The sequence below is a fragment of the Streptomyces millisiae genome, assembly GCF_031845425.1.
In the GTDB taxonomy this organism is placed as follows: domain Bacteria; phylum Actinomycetota; class Actinomycetes; order Streptomycetales; family Streptomycetaceae; genus Streptomyces; species Streptomyces millisiae.
The window spans coordinates 1-14,824 of the sequence record NZ_JAVREM010000016.1 but is presented as its reverse complement, the minus strand read 5'-3'; the positions used below and the strand labels follow the sequence as shown (position 1 = coordinate 14,824).

Genomic DNA, 14,824 nt, shown 5'->3' with positions numbered 1-14,824 from the left:
GCGGTCCGGCCGCAGGCCGGGGCGGCCGGCTCGGACCGCCTCGGCCGCACGCCCGCACCGGTCGGCTCGCCCGGCGCCAACGGCGGCGTTGGCGCCGCGCTCGCAGGGGAGCGGCTGCGGCTCGGGTACGGGGAGCGGGTGGTTGCCGAGGGGCTCGACCTGGAGATCCCCGGTGGGGTCGTCACCGCGTTGGTGGGGCCCAACGCCTGTGGGAAGTCGACCGCGCTGCGCGCGCTGGCGCGGCTGCTCAGGCCGTCGGCCGGCGCCGTCCACCTGGACGGCGCCGACATCGCGCGCCTCCCGGCGCGCGAACTCGCGCAGCGGCTCGCGCTGTTGCCGCAGAGCCCGGCCGCGCCCGACGGGATCACCGTGCGGGACCTGGTGGCGCGCGGCCGCACCCCGCACCAGCGGTGGTGGCGGCAGTGGTCGCGCGAGGACGAGGCCGTGGTGGACGCCGCCCTCGCGGCGACCGGCAGCGCCGAGCTCGCCGAGCGGTCCATCGACGAGCTGTCGGGGGGCCAGCGCCAGCGCGTGTGGATCGCCATGGCGCTGGCCCAGGACACCGGCGTGCTGCTGCTCGACGAGCCGACCACCTACCTCGACCTCGCGCACCAGGTCGACGTCCTCGAACTCGTCGCGGGCCTGAACCGGGACGACGGCAGGACGGTCGTCATGGTGCTGCACGAGCTGAACCTCGCCTGCCGCTACGCCGACCACCTGATCGCGATGCGCGACGGACGCGTGGTGGCCGCCGGGTCGCCGGGGGAGATCGTCACGCCCGAGCTCGTGGCGGACGTGTTCGGCCTGCGGGCCGCGGTGATCGCCTGCCCGGTCGCCGGGACCCCGCTGGTGATCCCGGAGGGCGGCCGTCGCGCGGGCCTCGGTCAGCGGTAGGTGATGTCCGAGGCCGAGTAGCGGCAGTAGGTGCCGTCCGCGTCGGCGCCCGACTCGTCGGGTTCGTCGCCGTCGTCGTTGCCGATGTACCTCTGGCAGGGCACGACGTCCCGGCCCGAGTCGCCGACGATCGTGACGTTCCGCAGGGTGGCGGTGTCCCCGTAGTTCTCGTTGATGCCGACGAGGCGGTCGGCGGGCACCGTCACCTCGACGCCGTCCAGCACGATGTCGCGCTGGTACTGCGTCGAGCAGTTGCCGCACGAGCGGACCAGGGTCGCGAAGTCCTCGGCCACGAAGTTCCGCACCGTCAGCGTGCCGCCGCCGTTGTGCTGGAACACCTTGTCGTCGCCGGCCACCGCCGCGCCGCCGGCGACCGTGAACTGCGAGCCGTCGCCGCCCCTGAAGGTGGCGGCGTCCTCGCCGATGTTCTCCCACCAGACGTTGGTCAGCGTGCAGCTGTCGTAGCAGTGCACGCCGTCCACGCCTGGCGAGCCGATGATGACGTTGGACAGCGAGCCGCCGTCCTCGACGCGGAAGACCGGCAGCTGGTCCTCGTCCTGGTCGCCCGCGCCCAACTCGGGGCCGGGCACGTAGCGGACGTTCCCGCCGTCGAACGGCTCGTCGACCAGGATGGTCTCGTGGACGACGATCTCGTCGGTCGGGGTGGGGAAGTCGGCGGCCAGCGGCCGTTCCAGGGCGGGGGCCGCGGCGGCCGGCTCCTCGGCGCCGGCACCGCCGGCCAGCGTGGTGAGACCGGTGGCGGCGAGCAGCGCGGCGAGTCCGATCGACAGCAGCGACCGGACGCCTCGGGTACCGAGGTGGCGATGTGGGGATGACACGTGACGCTCCAATAGCTCTCGTGGGGGTGGATTGTCACCGTGGTGTTGCCGCCGGATGGTCCTGAGGTTGCCGAGACAGAAGAATTCCCGTGAAACTCCGGAACCGAAGCGGAAACAAACGGAATTGTCCGCCTTTTGACGGCAAGATCTCAGCTCGGTATCGCCGTTCTACGCGCGGTTCCCTGGTATGTACTAGAGCAGTAATGTGCCGTCCACCGGAACGTCTTACCACCGCCAACCCACTGAGGTGGACGATGCGCACAGCAAGACCCAAGGCCGCCGCACGGGCATTCGCGGCCGTTCTCGCGATCGGCCTGATAGCGGCCGGCTGCGCCAGTGAGCGCGACGACGACGATGGCCCGTCAGGAGGCTCCGAGACCTTCGTCTTCGGCGCCGCGGGCGATCCCGCCGCCCTCGATCCCGCCCTGGGCAGCGACGGCGAGACCTTCCGGGTCACCCGCCAGGTCTTCGAGACCCTGATCGAACACGAGCCCGGCGGCACCGAGATGGTCCCCGGCCTCGCGGAGAGCTGGGAGAGCAACGAGGCCGGCACCGAGTGGACGTTCCAGCTGCGGGACGGGGTCACCTTCCACGACGGCGACGAGCTGACCGGTGAGGTCGTCTGCCAGAACTTCGACCGCTGGTACAACTGGAGCGGCACCTACCAGAACACCACCCTGTCCTACTACTGGCAGACGGTGTTCGGCGGATTCGCCGAGAACGAGAGCGACGAGACCCCGCCCCCCAACTACGTGGGCTGCACCGCCCCCGACGAGCTGACCGCCGTCATCGAGGTCGCCGAGCCCTCGGCGAACTACCCGGGCGGATTCTCGCTCCAGTCCTTCGCCATCCAGTCCCCGACCGCCATCGAGGCCATGGCCGAGGACAACCCGAGCGGCGAGGGCGAGAACATCACCTTCCCGAACTACAGCCAGGAGGCCGGGATCGTCTCCGGCACCGGTCCGTTCCGGGTCTCCGAGTGGAACAAGAGCAACGGCGAGATCACCCTGGAGCGGTTCGACGACTACTGGGGTGAGGCGGCCGGCGTCGAGGAGCTGGTGTTCCGCACCATCCCCGAGGAGGACGCGCGGCGCCAGGCGCTCCAGGCCGGCGACATCCACGGCTACGACCTGGTGGCCCCGGCCGACGTCGAGACGCTGGAGGCGGACGGCTTCCAGGTTCCGGTCCGCGGCGTGTTCAACATCCTCTACCTCGGCATCACCCAGGAGAACAACCCCGCCCTGGAGCAGCTCGAGGTGCGGCAGGCCATCGCCCACGCCATGGACCGCGAGAACATCGTCAACACCCAGCTGCCCGAGGGCGGCGTGGTGGCCACCCAGTTCGTGCCGGACACGATCGACGGCTACTCCGAGAACGTGACCACGTACGAACACGACCCCGAGCTGGCGCGGCAGCTGCTCGCCGACGCCGGGGCCGAGGACCTGACCGTCGACTTCTGCTACCCGACCGAGGTCACCCGCCCGTACATGCCGGCCCCCGCCGACATCTACGAGCTGCTGCGCGCCGACCTGGAGGCCGTGGGCATCACCGTCAACCCGGTCGCGCTCAAGTGGAACCCGGACTACCAGGAGACCACCCGCGACGGCGGCTGTGGCATCTACCTGCTGGGCTGGACCGGCGACTTCAACGACGCCTACAACTTCCTCGGCACCTGGTTCGCCGACTACTCACGCGAGTGGGGCTTCGAGAACCAGGAGCTCTTCGACCTGCTGGCCGAGGCGTCCACCGAGCCCGACGTCGACACCCGGGTCGGCCTCTACCAGGAGGCCAACGAGTACATCATGGACTACCTGCCCGGCGTGCCGATCTCCAGCTCGCCGCCGTCCATAGCCTTCTCGCCCGACGTCAACCCGCCGACGGTGTCCCCGCTGACCCAGGAGAACTTCGCGGAGGTCTCCTTCAAGTAGCCAGGTAGCCAAGCCAACAGACCAAGGCTCACAGACCAAGGCTCAAGGTAAGCCCGCCCGGCCGCGGCACCCCGTGGCCGGGCGGCTCTCTGTCAGGGAAGGGGGAGCCCTTCGGTGCTCCGTCTCATCGTCCGCAGGCTCCTCCAGGTGGTACCCACGCTGTTGGGCCTGTCGGTTCTGCTCTTTCTGTGGCTGCACCGCCTGCCGGGCGGCCCGGCCTCCGCGCTCCTCGGCGAGCGCGCCACCGAGGCCAGCCGGCGGCAGATCGAGGAGGCGCTCGGCCTCAACGACCCCGTCTGGGTGCAGTACGCCCACTGGATGGAACGCCTCGTCCAGTTCGACTTCGGCGCCTCGGTGCGCACCGGCCGGCCGGTCCTGGAGGAGTTCACCCAGCGCTTCCCCGCCACCGTCGAACTCGCCCTGTCCGCGATGCTGATCGCCGTCGTCGTCGGCATCCCGCTGGGCTACTTCGCCGCCCGCCGGCGCGGCAGCTGGCTCGACGTCGGCGCCGTCTCCGGGTCGCTGATCGGCATCTGCATCCCGGTCTTCTTCCTCGGCTTCATCCTGCGCGCCGTCTTCGCGGTCAACCTCGGCTGGCTGCCCAGCTTCGGCCGCCAGTCCACCGGCATCAACGCCACCGAGGTCACCGGCTTCTACGTGCTCGACGGGCTGTTGACCGGCGAGTGGGACGCGTCCTGGGACGCCGTCGAACACCTGATACTGCCGGCCCTCGCGCTCTCCTCCATCCCGCTCGCCGTCATCGTCCGCATCACCCGCGCCAGCGTGCTCGAGGTGCTGGGTGAGGACTACGTGCGCACCGCGGAGTCCAAGGGCATCGCCCGGCGCGTCGTGCGCGGCCGGCACGTGCTGCGCAACGCGCTGCTGCCCGTCGTCACCACGGTCGGCCTGCTCACCGGCTCGCTGCTGTCCGGCGCCGTGCTGACCGAGTCCGTCTTCGCCTTCGGCGGCATCGGCTCCTTCATCAGGGACGCCATCGACGCCCGCGACTACCCGGTGCTGATGGGCTTCATCCTCTTCATCGCGCTGCTGTACGTGGCCATCAACCTGCTGGTCGACCTGGCCTACAGCCTGATCGACCCGAGAGTGCGGGTGAACTGATGAGCACCACGACCCCGAATCCCAGGAAGGTCGACAAGATCGACCGGCTCGCCGAGCTGACCGCCAACACCGAGACGGCCAGCGGCGCCAGCCTGTGGGTGGAGGCGCTGCGCCGGCTGCGGCGCAGCAAGATGGCGATGATCGGCGGCGGCATCATGGCCGTCTTCGTCGTGCTCGCCATCGTCGGGCCCTGGATCGCCCCCTACAGCCCCACCGCCCAGACGTGGCGGGACGAGGTCTTCGTCAACCGCGGCGAGTTCGTCGGGCCGCGCGGCGACAACTGGCTCGGCCTCGACCACCTCGGCCGCGACCTGTTCTCCCGACTGCTGGAAGGCACCCGGCAGACGCTGCTGGTCGGCGTCGTCTCCACGGTGCTCGCCTTCGCCGCCGGAGCCCTCGTGGGCGGCGTCTCCGGAGCCGCGCTCGCCTTCGGCGGCCGGCTCGGGCAGCGGATCGACACCGTGCTGATGCGGCTGATCGACATGATGCTGGCGCTGCCCTCGCTGCTGCTCGCGGTGTCGATCGCCGCCATCCTGGGCCAGTCCCTGACCACGGTGATGATCGCCGTCGGCGTGGCACAGATCCCGATCTTCGCCCGGCTGCTGCGGGGCTCGATGCTCGCCCAGGCCAACGCCGACTACGTGCTGGCGGCCCGCGCGCTCGGCGTGCGCCGGCGGCGCATCGTGCTGGCCCACGTGCTGCCCAACTCGCTCGGCCCGCTGATCGTCCAGTCCACGCTGGCGCTCGCCACCGCCATCATCGAGGCGGCGGCCCTCTCCTACCTGGGCCTCGGCAACCCGGACGCCGCGCAACCCGAGTGGGGCGTGATGCTCGCCCAGGCGCAGCGGTTCTTCGACCAGGAGCCGATGATGGCCGTCTACCCGGCGCTCGGCATCATCATCACCGCCCTCGGCTTCACCCTGCTCGGGGAGGCCATGCGCGAGGCGCTCGACCCGAGACTGCGGAGCTGATGCGGCATGTCCCTGCTTGATGTGGACGAACTGACGGTGACCTTCGCCGGCCGCGGCGGGTCCGGCACCCAGGCGGTGGCCGGGGTGTCCTTCGCCGTGGACCAGGGCGAGGTGGTCGGCCTGGTCGGCGAGTCCGGCTGCGGCAAGAGCGTCACCTCGCTGGCCCTGATGGGCCTGCTGCCCGGCCGGGGCGTGACGATCGGCGGCCGGGCCGTCTTCGACGGCACCGACCTGCTGTCGCTGCGGCCCGCCGCGATGCGCGACCTGCGCGGCAGCCAGCTGGCGATGATCTTCCAGGACCCGCTGTCCTCGCTGAACCCGGTGGTGCCCATCGGCGTCCAGGTCACCGAGATCCTCCAGCGGCACCGCGGGCTGCGCGGCGCCGCGGCCCGCAAGGAGGCCGCCAACCTCCTGGACCGGGTCGGCATCCCCGACCCCACGCGGCGCCTCAAGGAGTACCCGCACCAGCTGTCCGGCGGCATGCGGCAGCGCGCGCTGATCGCCATGGCGGTGGCCTGCGCCCCCCGGCTGCTGATCGCGGACGAGCCGACCACCGCGCTCGACGTCACCATCCAGGCGCAGATCCTGGAGCTGCTCAAGGAACTGGTCGACCAGCAGGGCACCGCGCTGCTGATGATCACTCACGACCTGGGCGTGGTCGCGGGCCTGTGCGACCGGGTCAACGTGCTGTACGCCGGCAAGGTGGTGGAGGCCGCGGACCGCCGCCCGCTGTTCGCCGCCCCCGCCCACCCGTACGCGCACGGCCTGCTCGGCTCCATCCCGCGCCTCGACGCGCCGCGCGGCGACCGGCTCAACCCCATCCGGGGCTCCATCAACGACCGGATCGACTGGGCGGACGGCTGCGCCTTCGCGCCGCGCTGCGACTTCTACACGCTCGAATGCCTCCAGGGCACCCCCGGGCTCTCCCCGCTCGGCGGCGCCCCGGACGCCGGTAACCCCGGCCACGAGGTGCGCTGCGTCAACCCGGTGACCACCACGACCGAGGCGACGGAGGCCGCGGTATGAGCCTGCTCGAACTGGACGACGTGAAGGTGTACTTCCCCGTACGGCGGGGCGTGCTCTTCGACCGCGTCGTCGGCCACGTCCAAGCCGTCGACGGCGTCTCGCTCACCATCGAGGCCGGCCAGACCTACGGCCTGGTCGGCGAGTCCGGCTGCGGCAAGACGACGCTCGGCCGCGCCGTGCTGCGGCTGAACGACATCACCTCGGGGCGCGTCGTCTTCGACGGCACCGACCTGGCCGCGCTGCCCGACGAGGAGATGCGCCGCACCAGGCACCGGCTGCAGATGGTCTTCCAGGACCCGCTCGGCAGCCTCAACCCCCGGCAGAACATCGAGTCCATCCTGGCCGAGGGCATGGCGGCGCACGGCATCGGCGCCACCCGCGAGGAGCGCCGGAAGAAGATCGTCGAGATCCTCCGCCGGGTCGGCCTGCCCGCCGGGGCGCTCTCCCGCTACCCGCACGAGTTCTCCGGCGGCCAGCGGCAGCGCATCGGCATCGCCAGGGCGCTGGTGCTCGAACCCGACCTGATCATCTGCGACGAGCCGGTGTCCGCGCTCGACGTCTCCATCCAGGCGCAGGTGCTCAACCTGCTGGAGGAGCTCCAGGACGCGCTCGGCCTGACCTACCTGGTCATCGCCCACGACCTGGCCGTGGTCCGGCACATCTCGGACCGCATCGGCGTGATGTACCTGGGCTCGCTCGTCGAGGAGGCGCCCAGCGACACGCTCTACGCCGAGCCGCGCCACCCGTACACGCGGGCGCTGATGTCGGCGGTGCCGGTCCCCGACCCGGACGTCGAGGACAGCAGGGAGCGCATCCTGCTCCGCGGCGACCTGCCGTCCCCGGCCAACCCGCCTGCCGGCTGCCGCTTCCACACCCGCTGCCCGTGGCGGCAGCCGGAGCGCTGCGACACCGAGCGGCCTTCGCTGACCGACCTGGGCGGCGGGCACCGGGTGGCCTGCCACTACGCGGCCGAGATCGCCGACGGCACCATCCAGCCGACCAGGGACCTCGCGCCCCCGGTGCTGAAGGAGGTGCCGGCCGGCGTCCCGGGCCAGGCCGGTGGGGGAGAGGAGCCGGTGGCGACCACGTCCTGATGGTCCCCGGGGGTGGTTTACGGGTGGATTCCGACCGCTTGGGCCGGGATCCACCGTGACCGCCCGCTTCGTCCCGCTACGGTCGTGCGCTGTGAAGGCCATCCGTCGCTTCTCCGTACGCCCCGTCCTCCCCGAACCCCTCCGACCCCTGCACGAACTGGCGTTCAACCTGCGCTGGTCCTGGCACCCCGACACCCGTGAACTGCTGCGCTCCGTCGACCCGGCCGGCTGGCAGGCCGCCGGCGAGGACCCGGTGCGGCTGCTCGGCTCCGTCGACGCCGACCGGCTCGCCGAGCTCGCCACCGACCGCGGCTTCCTGCGCCGCCTCGACCTGGCCGCCGGCGACCTCGGCGACTACCTGACGGAACCCCGCTGGTACCAAGCGGCCGACGCCCAGAGCGGCGGCGAACTCCCGCGCGCCATCGCCTACTTCTCACCCGAGTTCGGCATCACCGCCGCGCTGCCCCAGTACTCGGGCGGCCTCGGCATCCTCGCCGGCGACCACCTCAAGGCCGCCAGCGACCTCGGCGCCCCCGTCATCGGCGTCGGCCTCCTCTACCGGCACGGCTACTTCCGGCAGAGCCTCTCGCCCGACGGCTGGCAGCAGGAGCACTACCCCGTCGTCGACCCGCACGAGCTGCCCCTCACGCCGCTGCGTGAACCGGACGGCGGCCCCGCCCTGGTGCGGCTCGCGCTGCCCGGCGGCCGCACCCTCACCGCCCGGATCTGGCAGGTACGGGTCGGCCGCGTCCCACTGCTGCTGCTCGACTCCACCCTCGCCGAGAACGGCCCCGCCGAACGCGACGTCACCGACCGGCTCTACGGCGGCGGCGGCGAACACCGGCTCCTCCAGGAGATGCTCCTCGGCATCGGCGGCGTCCGCGCGGTCCGCGCGTTCTGCCGGATCACCGGCCACGCCGAGCCCGAGGTCTTCCACATGAACGAGGGTCACGCCGGCTTCCTCGGCCCCGAGCGCATCCGCGAACTCGGCGAGTACGGCGTCGACTTCGACGCCGCCCTGCACGCCGTGCGGGCCGGCACCGTCTTCACCACCCACACCCCCGTGCCGGCCGGCATCGACCGCTTCTCCGAGGACCTGGTGGCCCGCCACTTCGGCGAGGGAGCCGAACTCGCCACCATCGACCAGCAGGCGCTCCTCGGCCTCGGCCGCGAACCGGCGGCCATCGCCGGCACCGACGTCACCGACCCCGGCCTCGCGGGCCCCCCGCAGTTCAACATGGCCGTGCTCGGGCTGCGCACCGCCCAGCGCGCCAACGGCGTCTCGCTGCTGCACGGCAGCGTCAGCCGCGCCATGTTCGCCGGCCTGTGGCCCGGCTTCGACCCCGAGGAGGTGCCGATCGGCTCCGTCACCAACGGGGTGCACGCGCCCACCTGGACCGCCGACGCCATGCAGCGCGCCCACCACGCCGACCTCGGCGACGCCGAACTGTGGGAACTCCGCCGCACCCTGCGCGAACAACTCGTGCACGAGGTACGCGCCAGACTGCGCGCCGCCTGGCGGCAGCGCGGCGCGGGACAGGCCGAACTGGGCTGGGTGGACGGCGTCCTCGACCCCGATGTCCTCACCCTCGGCTTCGCCCGCCGCGTCCCCTCCTACAAGCGGCTCACCCTGATGCTGCACGACCGCGACCGGCTGCGGTCGCTGCTGCTGCACCCGGAACGCCCCGTCCAGATCGTGGTCGCCGGCAAGGCCCACCCCGCCGACGACGGCGGTAAGCGGCTCATCCAGGAACTCGTCAGGTTCGCCGACGACCCCGAGGTGCGGCACCGCATCGTCTTCCTCCCCGACTACGGCATGGCCATGGCCCGCTCGCTCTACGCCGGCTGCGACGTCTGGCTCAACAACCCGCTGCGCCCGCTCGAGGCGTGCGGCACCTCGGGCATGAAGTCCGCGCTCAACGGCGGCCTCAACCTCTCGGTGCGCGACGGCTGGTGGGACGAGTGGTTCGACCCCGACTTCGGCTGGGAGATCCCCACCGCCGACGGGCTGGCCGCCACCGAACCGGAACGGCGCGACGCGCTGGAGGCCGCGGCGCTCTACCGGCTGCTCGCCGAGCAGGTCACCCCCTGCTTCTACGACCGGGGCCTGGGCGGCGGAGGCGTGCCGACCCGCTGGATCGAGATGGTGCGCGCCACCCTCGACCGGCTCGGCCCGCTGGTGCCGGCCGAACGGATGCTGCGGGAGTACATCTCCGACTACTACGCGCCGGCGGCGCGCGCCCACCGGGCGCTGACCGCCGAGGCGGCCGGCGAACTCGCCGCCTACGCGGCGCGGATGCGGCGCGAGTGGCCGCGGGTGGCCGTCGACCACGTCGAACCGGGCGCCGAACCGCCGACGCTCGGCGGCACGGTGTCCCTGCGGGTGCGGGTGGCCCTCGGCGACCTGGAGCCCTCGGCCGTCGAGGTCCAGGCCGTGACGGGGCGGGTCAACGGGGACGACACGCTGGCCGATCCGGTCTATGTCTCCCTCAAGCCGGAGGGCGGCCCCGACCTGTCGGGACGCTGGACCTACACCGGCGAACTCCCCCTCCACCGGACCGGCCCCTTCGGCTACACGGTCCGCGTCCTCCCCACGCACCCGCTGCTGGCCGCCCGCCCCGAACTGGGCCTGACGCGCCTCCCAGACGGCGAGAACGCGCTCCTGGCGGAATCCTGAACGGACGCGCTTCCGCTGGCCGCTTGGCCGGCGGCCATGCCGCGCCCACCCACCCGCCCTCCCGCGCGGAGCGCGAAAGAGGGCGGGTGGGTGGGGGAACTCCGTCCGTGGCCAAGCGGGCCGCGCCTAGGCCAGGCTGTCGCGCCAGGCGCGGTGGAGGGACGAGAACTGGCCCTCGCCGGCGATCAGTTCGTCAGGGGGGCCGTCCTCCACGATGCGGCCGGCGTCCATGACCAGGACCCGGTCCGCGATCACCACCGTGGAGAGCCGGTGCGCGATCACCATCGCCGTCCGGCCCTGGAGGACCGTCACCATCGCGTCCTGCACCGCCTTCTCGCCCGGGATGTCCAGCGAGGACGTCGCCTCGTCGAGGATCACCACCGACGGGTCGGCCAGCACCACCCGCGCGAACGCCACCAGCTGCCGCTGGCCGGCCGAGATGCGGCCGCCCCGCTTGCGGACGTCCGTGTCGTAGCCCTCCGGCAGCGAGCTGATGAAGTCGTGCGCGCCGATCGCCTTCGCGGCCCGCTCGATCTCGTCCCTGGTCGCGTCCGGCTTGCCGAGCGCGATGTTCTCCGCGACCGTCCCGGAGAACAGGAACGCCTCCTGGGTCACCATCACCACCCCGCGCCGCAGCTCCGGCATGCTCAGGTCCCGCAGGTCCGTGCCGTCGAGCAGCACCCGGCCCTCGGTCGGGTCGTAGAACCTGGCGAGCAGCTTGGCCAGCGTCGACTTGCCCGCGCCCGTGGCGCCCACCAGCGCCGTGGTCTGGCCGGCCGGCACCGTCAGCGAGAACCTCGGCAGCACCTCGCCGCCCGTCCGGTAGGCGAAGCGGACGTCGTCGAAGACCACCTCGCGGCCCGGCTGCCCCGCCGCGCGGGCCGGCAGCTCGACCGGCCGCTCCGGCTCGGGGACGTCGGGCCGCTGGGCCAGCAGCCCGGCGATCTTGTCCAGCGAGGCCACCGCCGACTGGTAGTTGTTGAGGATCATCGCGAAGCGGTCCAGCGGGTCGTAGAGCCGCCGGATGTAGAGCGCGCCGGCGGCCAGCGCGCCCAGCTCCAGGTCGCCGGAGGCCACCCGCTGCGCGCCCCACAGCACGATCCCCGCCACCGCGACCGCCGCGATCAGCCGGGAGAGCACCACGAACCTGGCCATCTCCAGGATCGTGTCGCCGTTGACCCGCTCGTGCGTGCGGTTGAGCCGCTCGAAGTCCTCGTCGTTGGCCTGCTCACGGCGGAACGCCTTGACCGGCCGTATCCCGTTGAGCGTCTCGGAGAACTTGACGATCACCGCCGCGATCGCCGTCGACCGGCGCAGGAAGCGCTCGGCCGAGCGCTTCCTGAAGCTGCGCACCAGCAGGTAGAGCGGGACGAACGAGAGCAGCGCCGCCCCGCCGAGGCCCAGGTCCAGGTAGAGCAGCAGGCCGCCGATGTAGACGATGGACACCAGGATGTTGAGCATCTCCTGGAGGCCCTCGTTCAGCAGCTCGCGCAGCGACTGGACGTCGCTGGTGGAGCGGGAGATCAGCCGGCCCGAGGTGTAGCGGTCGTGGAAGTCGAGGCTGAGCGCCTGGGCGTGCCGGTAGATGCGGCCGCGCAGTTCGAGCAGCACGTTCTGGTTGATCCGGGCCGAGATCCGGATGAACACGGCCTGCAGCACGCCGGCGCCCAGGGCGCACAGCAGGTAGGCCACGGCGACGGCGATCAGCGGGCCGTTGTCGTCCTCGCGCAGCGCGGGCACGCCGCTGTCGATCGCGTAGGCGACCAGCAGCGGCACGGCCTGCACCGCCGCCTGCTGGGTGAGCAGCAGCACGGCGGCGAGCACGACCCGGCCCCGGTAGGGCCGCAGCAGCGAGCCGAGGAGGCGGCGCGAGGCGCCCTTGGGCGACGGGAGGGTGTCCTGGGCCAGCGGGTCGGACTCGGCCGCCGGCCGCTCGTCCCGCTGCTTCTCGTCCGGGGTGTCCAGGGTGGTGGTCATCGCGCGGCGACCTCGCTGTAGGCGTCGTGTTCCTCGGCGCGCTCACCGGTCATCAGGTACCGGTACTCCGCGTTGCCGTGCAGCAGCTCGGTGTGGGTGCCGACGGCGGCGATCCTGCCGCCGGACAGCAGCGCGACCCGGTCGGCCAGCTGCACCGTGGACGGCCGGTGGGCGACCACCAGCGCCGTGGTGGTGGCCAGGACCTCGCGCAGGGCGGCCTCGACCCGGGCCTCGGTGTGCACGTCGAGCGCGGAGAGCGGGTCGTCGAGCACCAGGAAGCCGGGCTGGCCGATGACGGCGCGGGCCAGCGCCAGGCGCTGCCGCTGGCCGCCGGAGAGGCTGAGCCCCTGCTCGCCGACCTGCGTCTCGCCGCCGGCCGGCAGCGCGCCGACGAAGCCGTCCGCCTGGCTGACCCGCAGCGCGCGCGCCAGGTCCTCGTCGCCGGACTCCGGGCTGCCCATCCGCACGTTCTCCGCGACGGACGCGGAGAACAGCGTCGGCTCCTCGAACGCGACGGCGACCCGCCGCCGCACCTCGTCCCGCGACAGGCCCGCGATGTCGACGCCGTCGAGGGTGATGCGGCCCTCGGTGACCTCGTGCAGCCGGGGGACCAGGGCGATCAGCGTGGTCTTGCCGCTGCCGGTGCCGCCGACCAGGGCCATGGTCTCGCCCGGTCTGATGTGCAGGTCGATGCCGTCCAGCACGGGTGGGCTGTCGGGCGGCGCGTCCGGGTAGCGGAAGACGACGTTCTCGAAGCGGAGGCCGTCCCGCCGCTCACCCACGGCGGGCGCGCCGGACGACGGCGCCGCGTCGGCCGGAATCTCGACGTCCATCACCTCGAAGAAGCGGTCGGTCGCGGTGGCCGCCTCGTTGCACAGCGCCAGCAGGAAGCCGATGGACTCCACCGGCCAGCGCAGCGCCATGGCGGTGGTCATGAACGCCACCAGGGTGCCGGCGGTCAGCGCGCCGTCGGAGACCTGCACGACGCCGATCACCAGCGCGATGCCGAGGAACAGCTCGGGCAGGCTGAGGATGACCAGCCAGATCGCCGCGAGCAGCCGGGCCTTGTGCAGCTCGGTGTCCATCAGCTGGCGGGACAGCTCCCGGAAGGCACGGGCCTGGCTGCGGTGGCGGCCGAAGCCCTTGATGACCCGGATGCCGAGGATGGACTCCTCGACCACCGTGGTCAGGTCCCCCACCTGGTCCTGCGCACGGCGCGCGACCACCGAGAACCGCTGCTCGAAGAGCCAGCAGACGACGATCAACGGCACGACGGGCGCGATCAGCACCAGCCCGAGGCCCCAGTCCTGGGCGAGCAGGACGCCGAAGCCGATGAGGATGGTGGCGCTGTTGACGATGAGGAAGGTGAGGCCGAAGGCCAGGAACATCCGCAGCAGCTGCAGGTCCCCGGTGCCGCGCGAGAGCAGCTGTCCGGTGGGCCAGCGGTCGTGGAAGGAGACCGGCAGCCGCTGCACGTGCCGGTAGAGCGCGGAACGCATGTCCGCCTCGACGCGGGTGAGCGGGCGGGCCACCAGCCAGCGACGCAACCCGAAGAGCGCGGCCTCGACCAGGCCGACCACCAGCAGCACCAGGCCGCCCAGCCACACGCCGGCGCTGTCGCCGTCGCTCACCGGACCGTCCACGATCCACTTGAGCACCAGCGGCATCACCAGGCCCATGCTGGCGGCCACGATGGCCACCCCGGCGGCGGTGAAGACCCGCGCCCTGACCGGGCGCACATACGGCCACAGCCGCAACAGGGATCGGACGACGGAACGTTTTCGGGCTGGGGAATCGGCTGTGGCAGACATCGCTATCGAGCCTACGGACCGGCACTGACAGTTCCCACGGGTTTTCGCCCTAGGTCGGATGGCGGAGCAGCCTTAGACCCGCGGGCCGGGCGACTGTCGGTGCGGGTGCTTAGGGTGTGCGACATGAGTCAGCTGACACGGATGCGGGAGCTTCGGGACCTCCAGGCGGCGCTGCGGACGGCGTCCGACATCGCCTTCGACCAGGAGGCGCCGGCGGGGGAGCAGGCCGAGGTGCTGGTGGACGCGTTGCGGCGGGCCCTGACGGCGGCGCAGTCGCTCAGCGAAGGACCGGGCGAGACGGGCTGCCGGGAGCATCCGCGGGGTGCGGTCGATCCGCTGTACGGCGACAAGGACGACCCGCTGCCGCCCGGCTGGGGCCGCTGCCTCCTCTGCAACGACCGCCGCCGCCGCGCGACCCGCGCGGCGAGGCGCGCCTAGCGCGGATCGCGCTGCGTGGGCGGCTGGTGCACCGTGGTTGAGGTTTCCCC

At 72.3% G+C, this 14,824-nt stretch carries 11 protein-coding genes; 8 read left to right on the top strand and 3 right to left on the bottom strand.

Translation table 11 applies throughout. The features are described 5' to 3' along the window. Positions 1-114 precede the first annotated feature (114 nt). A complete protein-coding gene (locus tag RNC47_RS15130; protein WP_311599232.1) occupies positions 115-894 on the top strand; it encodes an ABC transporter ATP-binding protein in 780 nt (259 codons plus the stop codon). Here the strand turns inward: RNC47_RS15130 and RNC47_RS15125 are convergent. Then, the gene (locus tag RNC47_RS15125) at positions 885-1,733 is read right to left on the bottom strand and encodes a pectate lyase (protein WP_311599097.1); all 849 of its coding nucleotides are present in this window, start codon (positions 1,731-1,733) and stop codon (positions 885-887) included. The genes RNC47_RS15130 and RNC47_RS15125 overlap by 10 nt on opposite strands. A gap of 254 nt (positions 1,734-1,987) precedes the next feature. On the opposite strand from RNC47_RS15125, the gene RNC47_RS15120 reads away from it, so the two are divergent. The 6 genes from RNC47_RS15120 to glgP all read left to right on the top strand — a co-directional run bounded on the left by RNC47_RS15120 (position 1,988) and on the right by glgP (position 10,548). Beyond that, a complete protein-coding gene (locus RNC47_RS15120; protein ID WP_311599096.1) occupies positions 1,988-3,661 on the top strand; it encodes an ABC transporter substrate-binding protein in 1,674 nt (557 codons plus the stop codon). A 114-nt stretch (positions 3,662-3,775) separates the two neighbouring features. Continuing rightward, entirely contained in the window at positions 3,776-4,780 is a 1,005-nt protein-coding gene (locus RNC47_RS15115; RefSeq protein WP_311599095.1) for an ABC transporter permease, read from the top strand. Next, positions 4,780-5,751, top strand: coding sequence for an ABC transporter permease (locus RNC47_RS15110; RefSeq protein ID WP_311599094.1), 972 nt, complete (start codon positions 4,780-4,782; stop codon positions 5,749-5,751). The genes RNC47_RS15115 and RNC47_RS15110 overlap by 1 nt, the downstream gene beginning before the upstream one ends. 6 nt (positions 5,752-5,757) lie before the next feature. Continuing rightward, a complete protein-coding gene (locus RNC47_RS15105; RefSeq protein ID WP_311599093.1) occupies positions 5,758-6,777 on the top strand; it encodes an ABC transporter ATP-binding protein in 1,020 nt (339 codons plus the stop codon). Beyond that, on the top strand, positions 6,774-7,871 hold the full coding sequence (locus tag RNC47_RS15100; RefSeq protein WP_311599092.1) for an ABC transporter ATP-binding protein: 1,098 nt from the start codon (positions 6,774-6,776) through the stop codon (positions 7,869-7,871). Before RNC47_RS15105 ends, RNC47_RS15100 begins: the two co-directional genes overlap by 4 nt. A 91-nt stretch (positions 7,872-7,962) precedes the next feature. Continuing rightward, on the top strand, positions 7,963-10,548 hold the full coding sequence (glgP, locus tag RNC47_RS15095) for an alpha-glucan family phosphorylase (RefSeq protein ID WP_311599091.1): 2,586 nt from the start codon (positions 7,963-7,965) through the stop codon (positions 10,546-10,548). Between the two features lie 126 nt (positions 10,549-10,674). Here glgP and RNC47_RS15090 read toward each other — a convergent pair whose 3' ends face one another. After that, a complete protein-coding gene (locus RNC47_RS15090; RefSeq protein WP_311599090.1) occupies positions 10,675-12,525 on the bottom strand; it encodes an ABC transporter ATP-binding protein in 1,851 nt (616 codons plus the stop codon). Then, positions 12,522-14,336: an ABC transporter ATP-binding protein gene (locus RNC47_RS15085; protein ID WP_311599089.1), complete on the bottom strand. Its 1,815-nt coding sequence runs from the start codon at positions 14,334-14,336 to the stop codon at positions 12,522-12,524. The genes RNC47_RS15090 and RNC47_RS15085 overlap by 4 nt, the downstream gene beginning before the upstream one ends. A gap of 123 nt (positions 14,337-14,459) precedes the next feature. On the opposite strand from RNC47_RS15085, the gene RNC47_RS15080 reads away from it, so the two are divergent. After that, the gene (locus RNC47_RS15080; RefSeq protein WP_311599088.1) at positions 14,460-14,774 is read left to right on the top strand and encodes a hypothetical protein; all 315 of its coding nucleotides are present in this window, start codon (positions 14,460-14,462) and stop codon (positions 14,772-14,774) included. Positions 14,775-14,824: the final 50 nt, after the last annotated feature.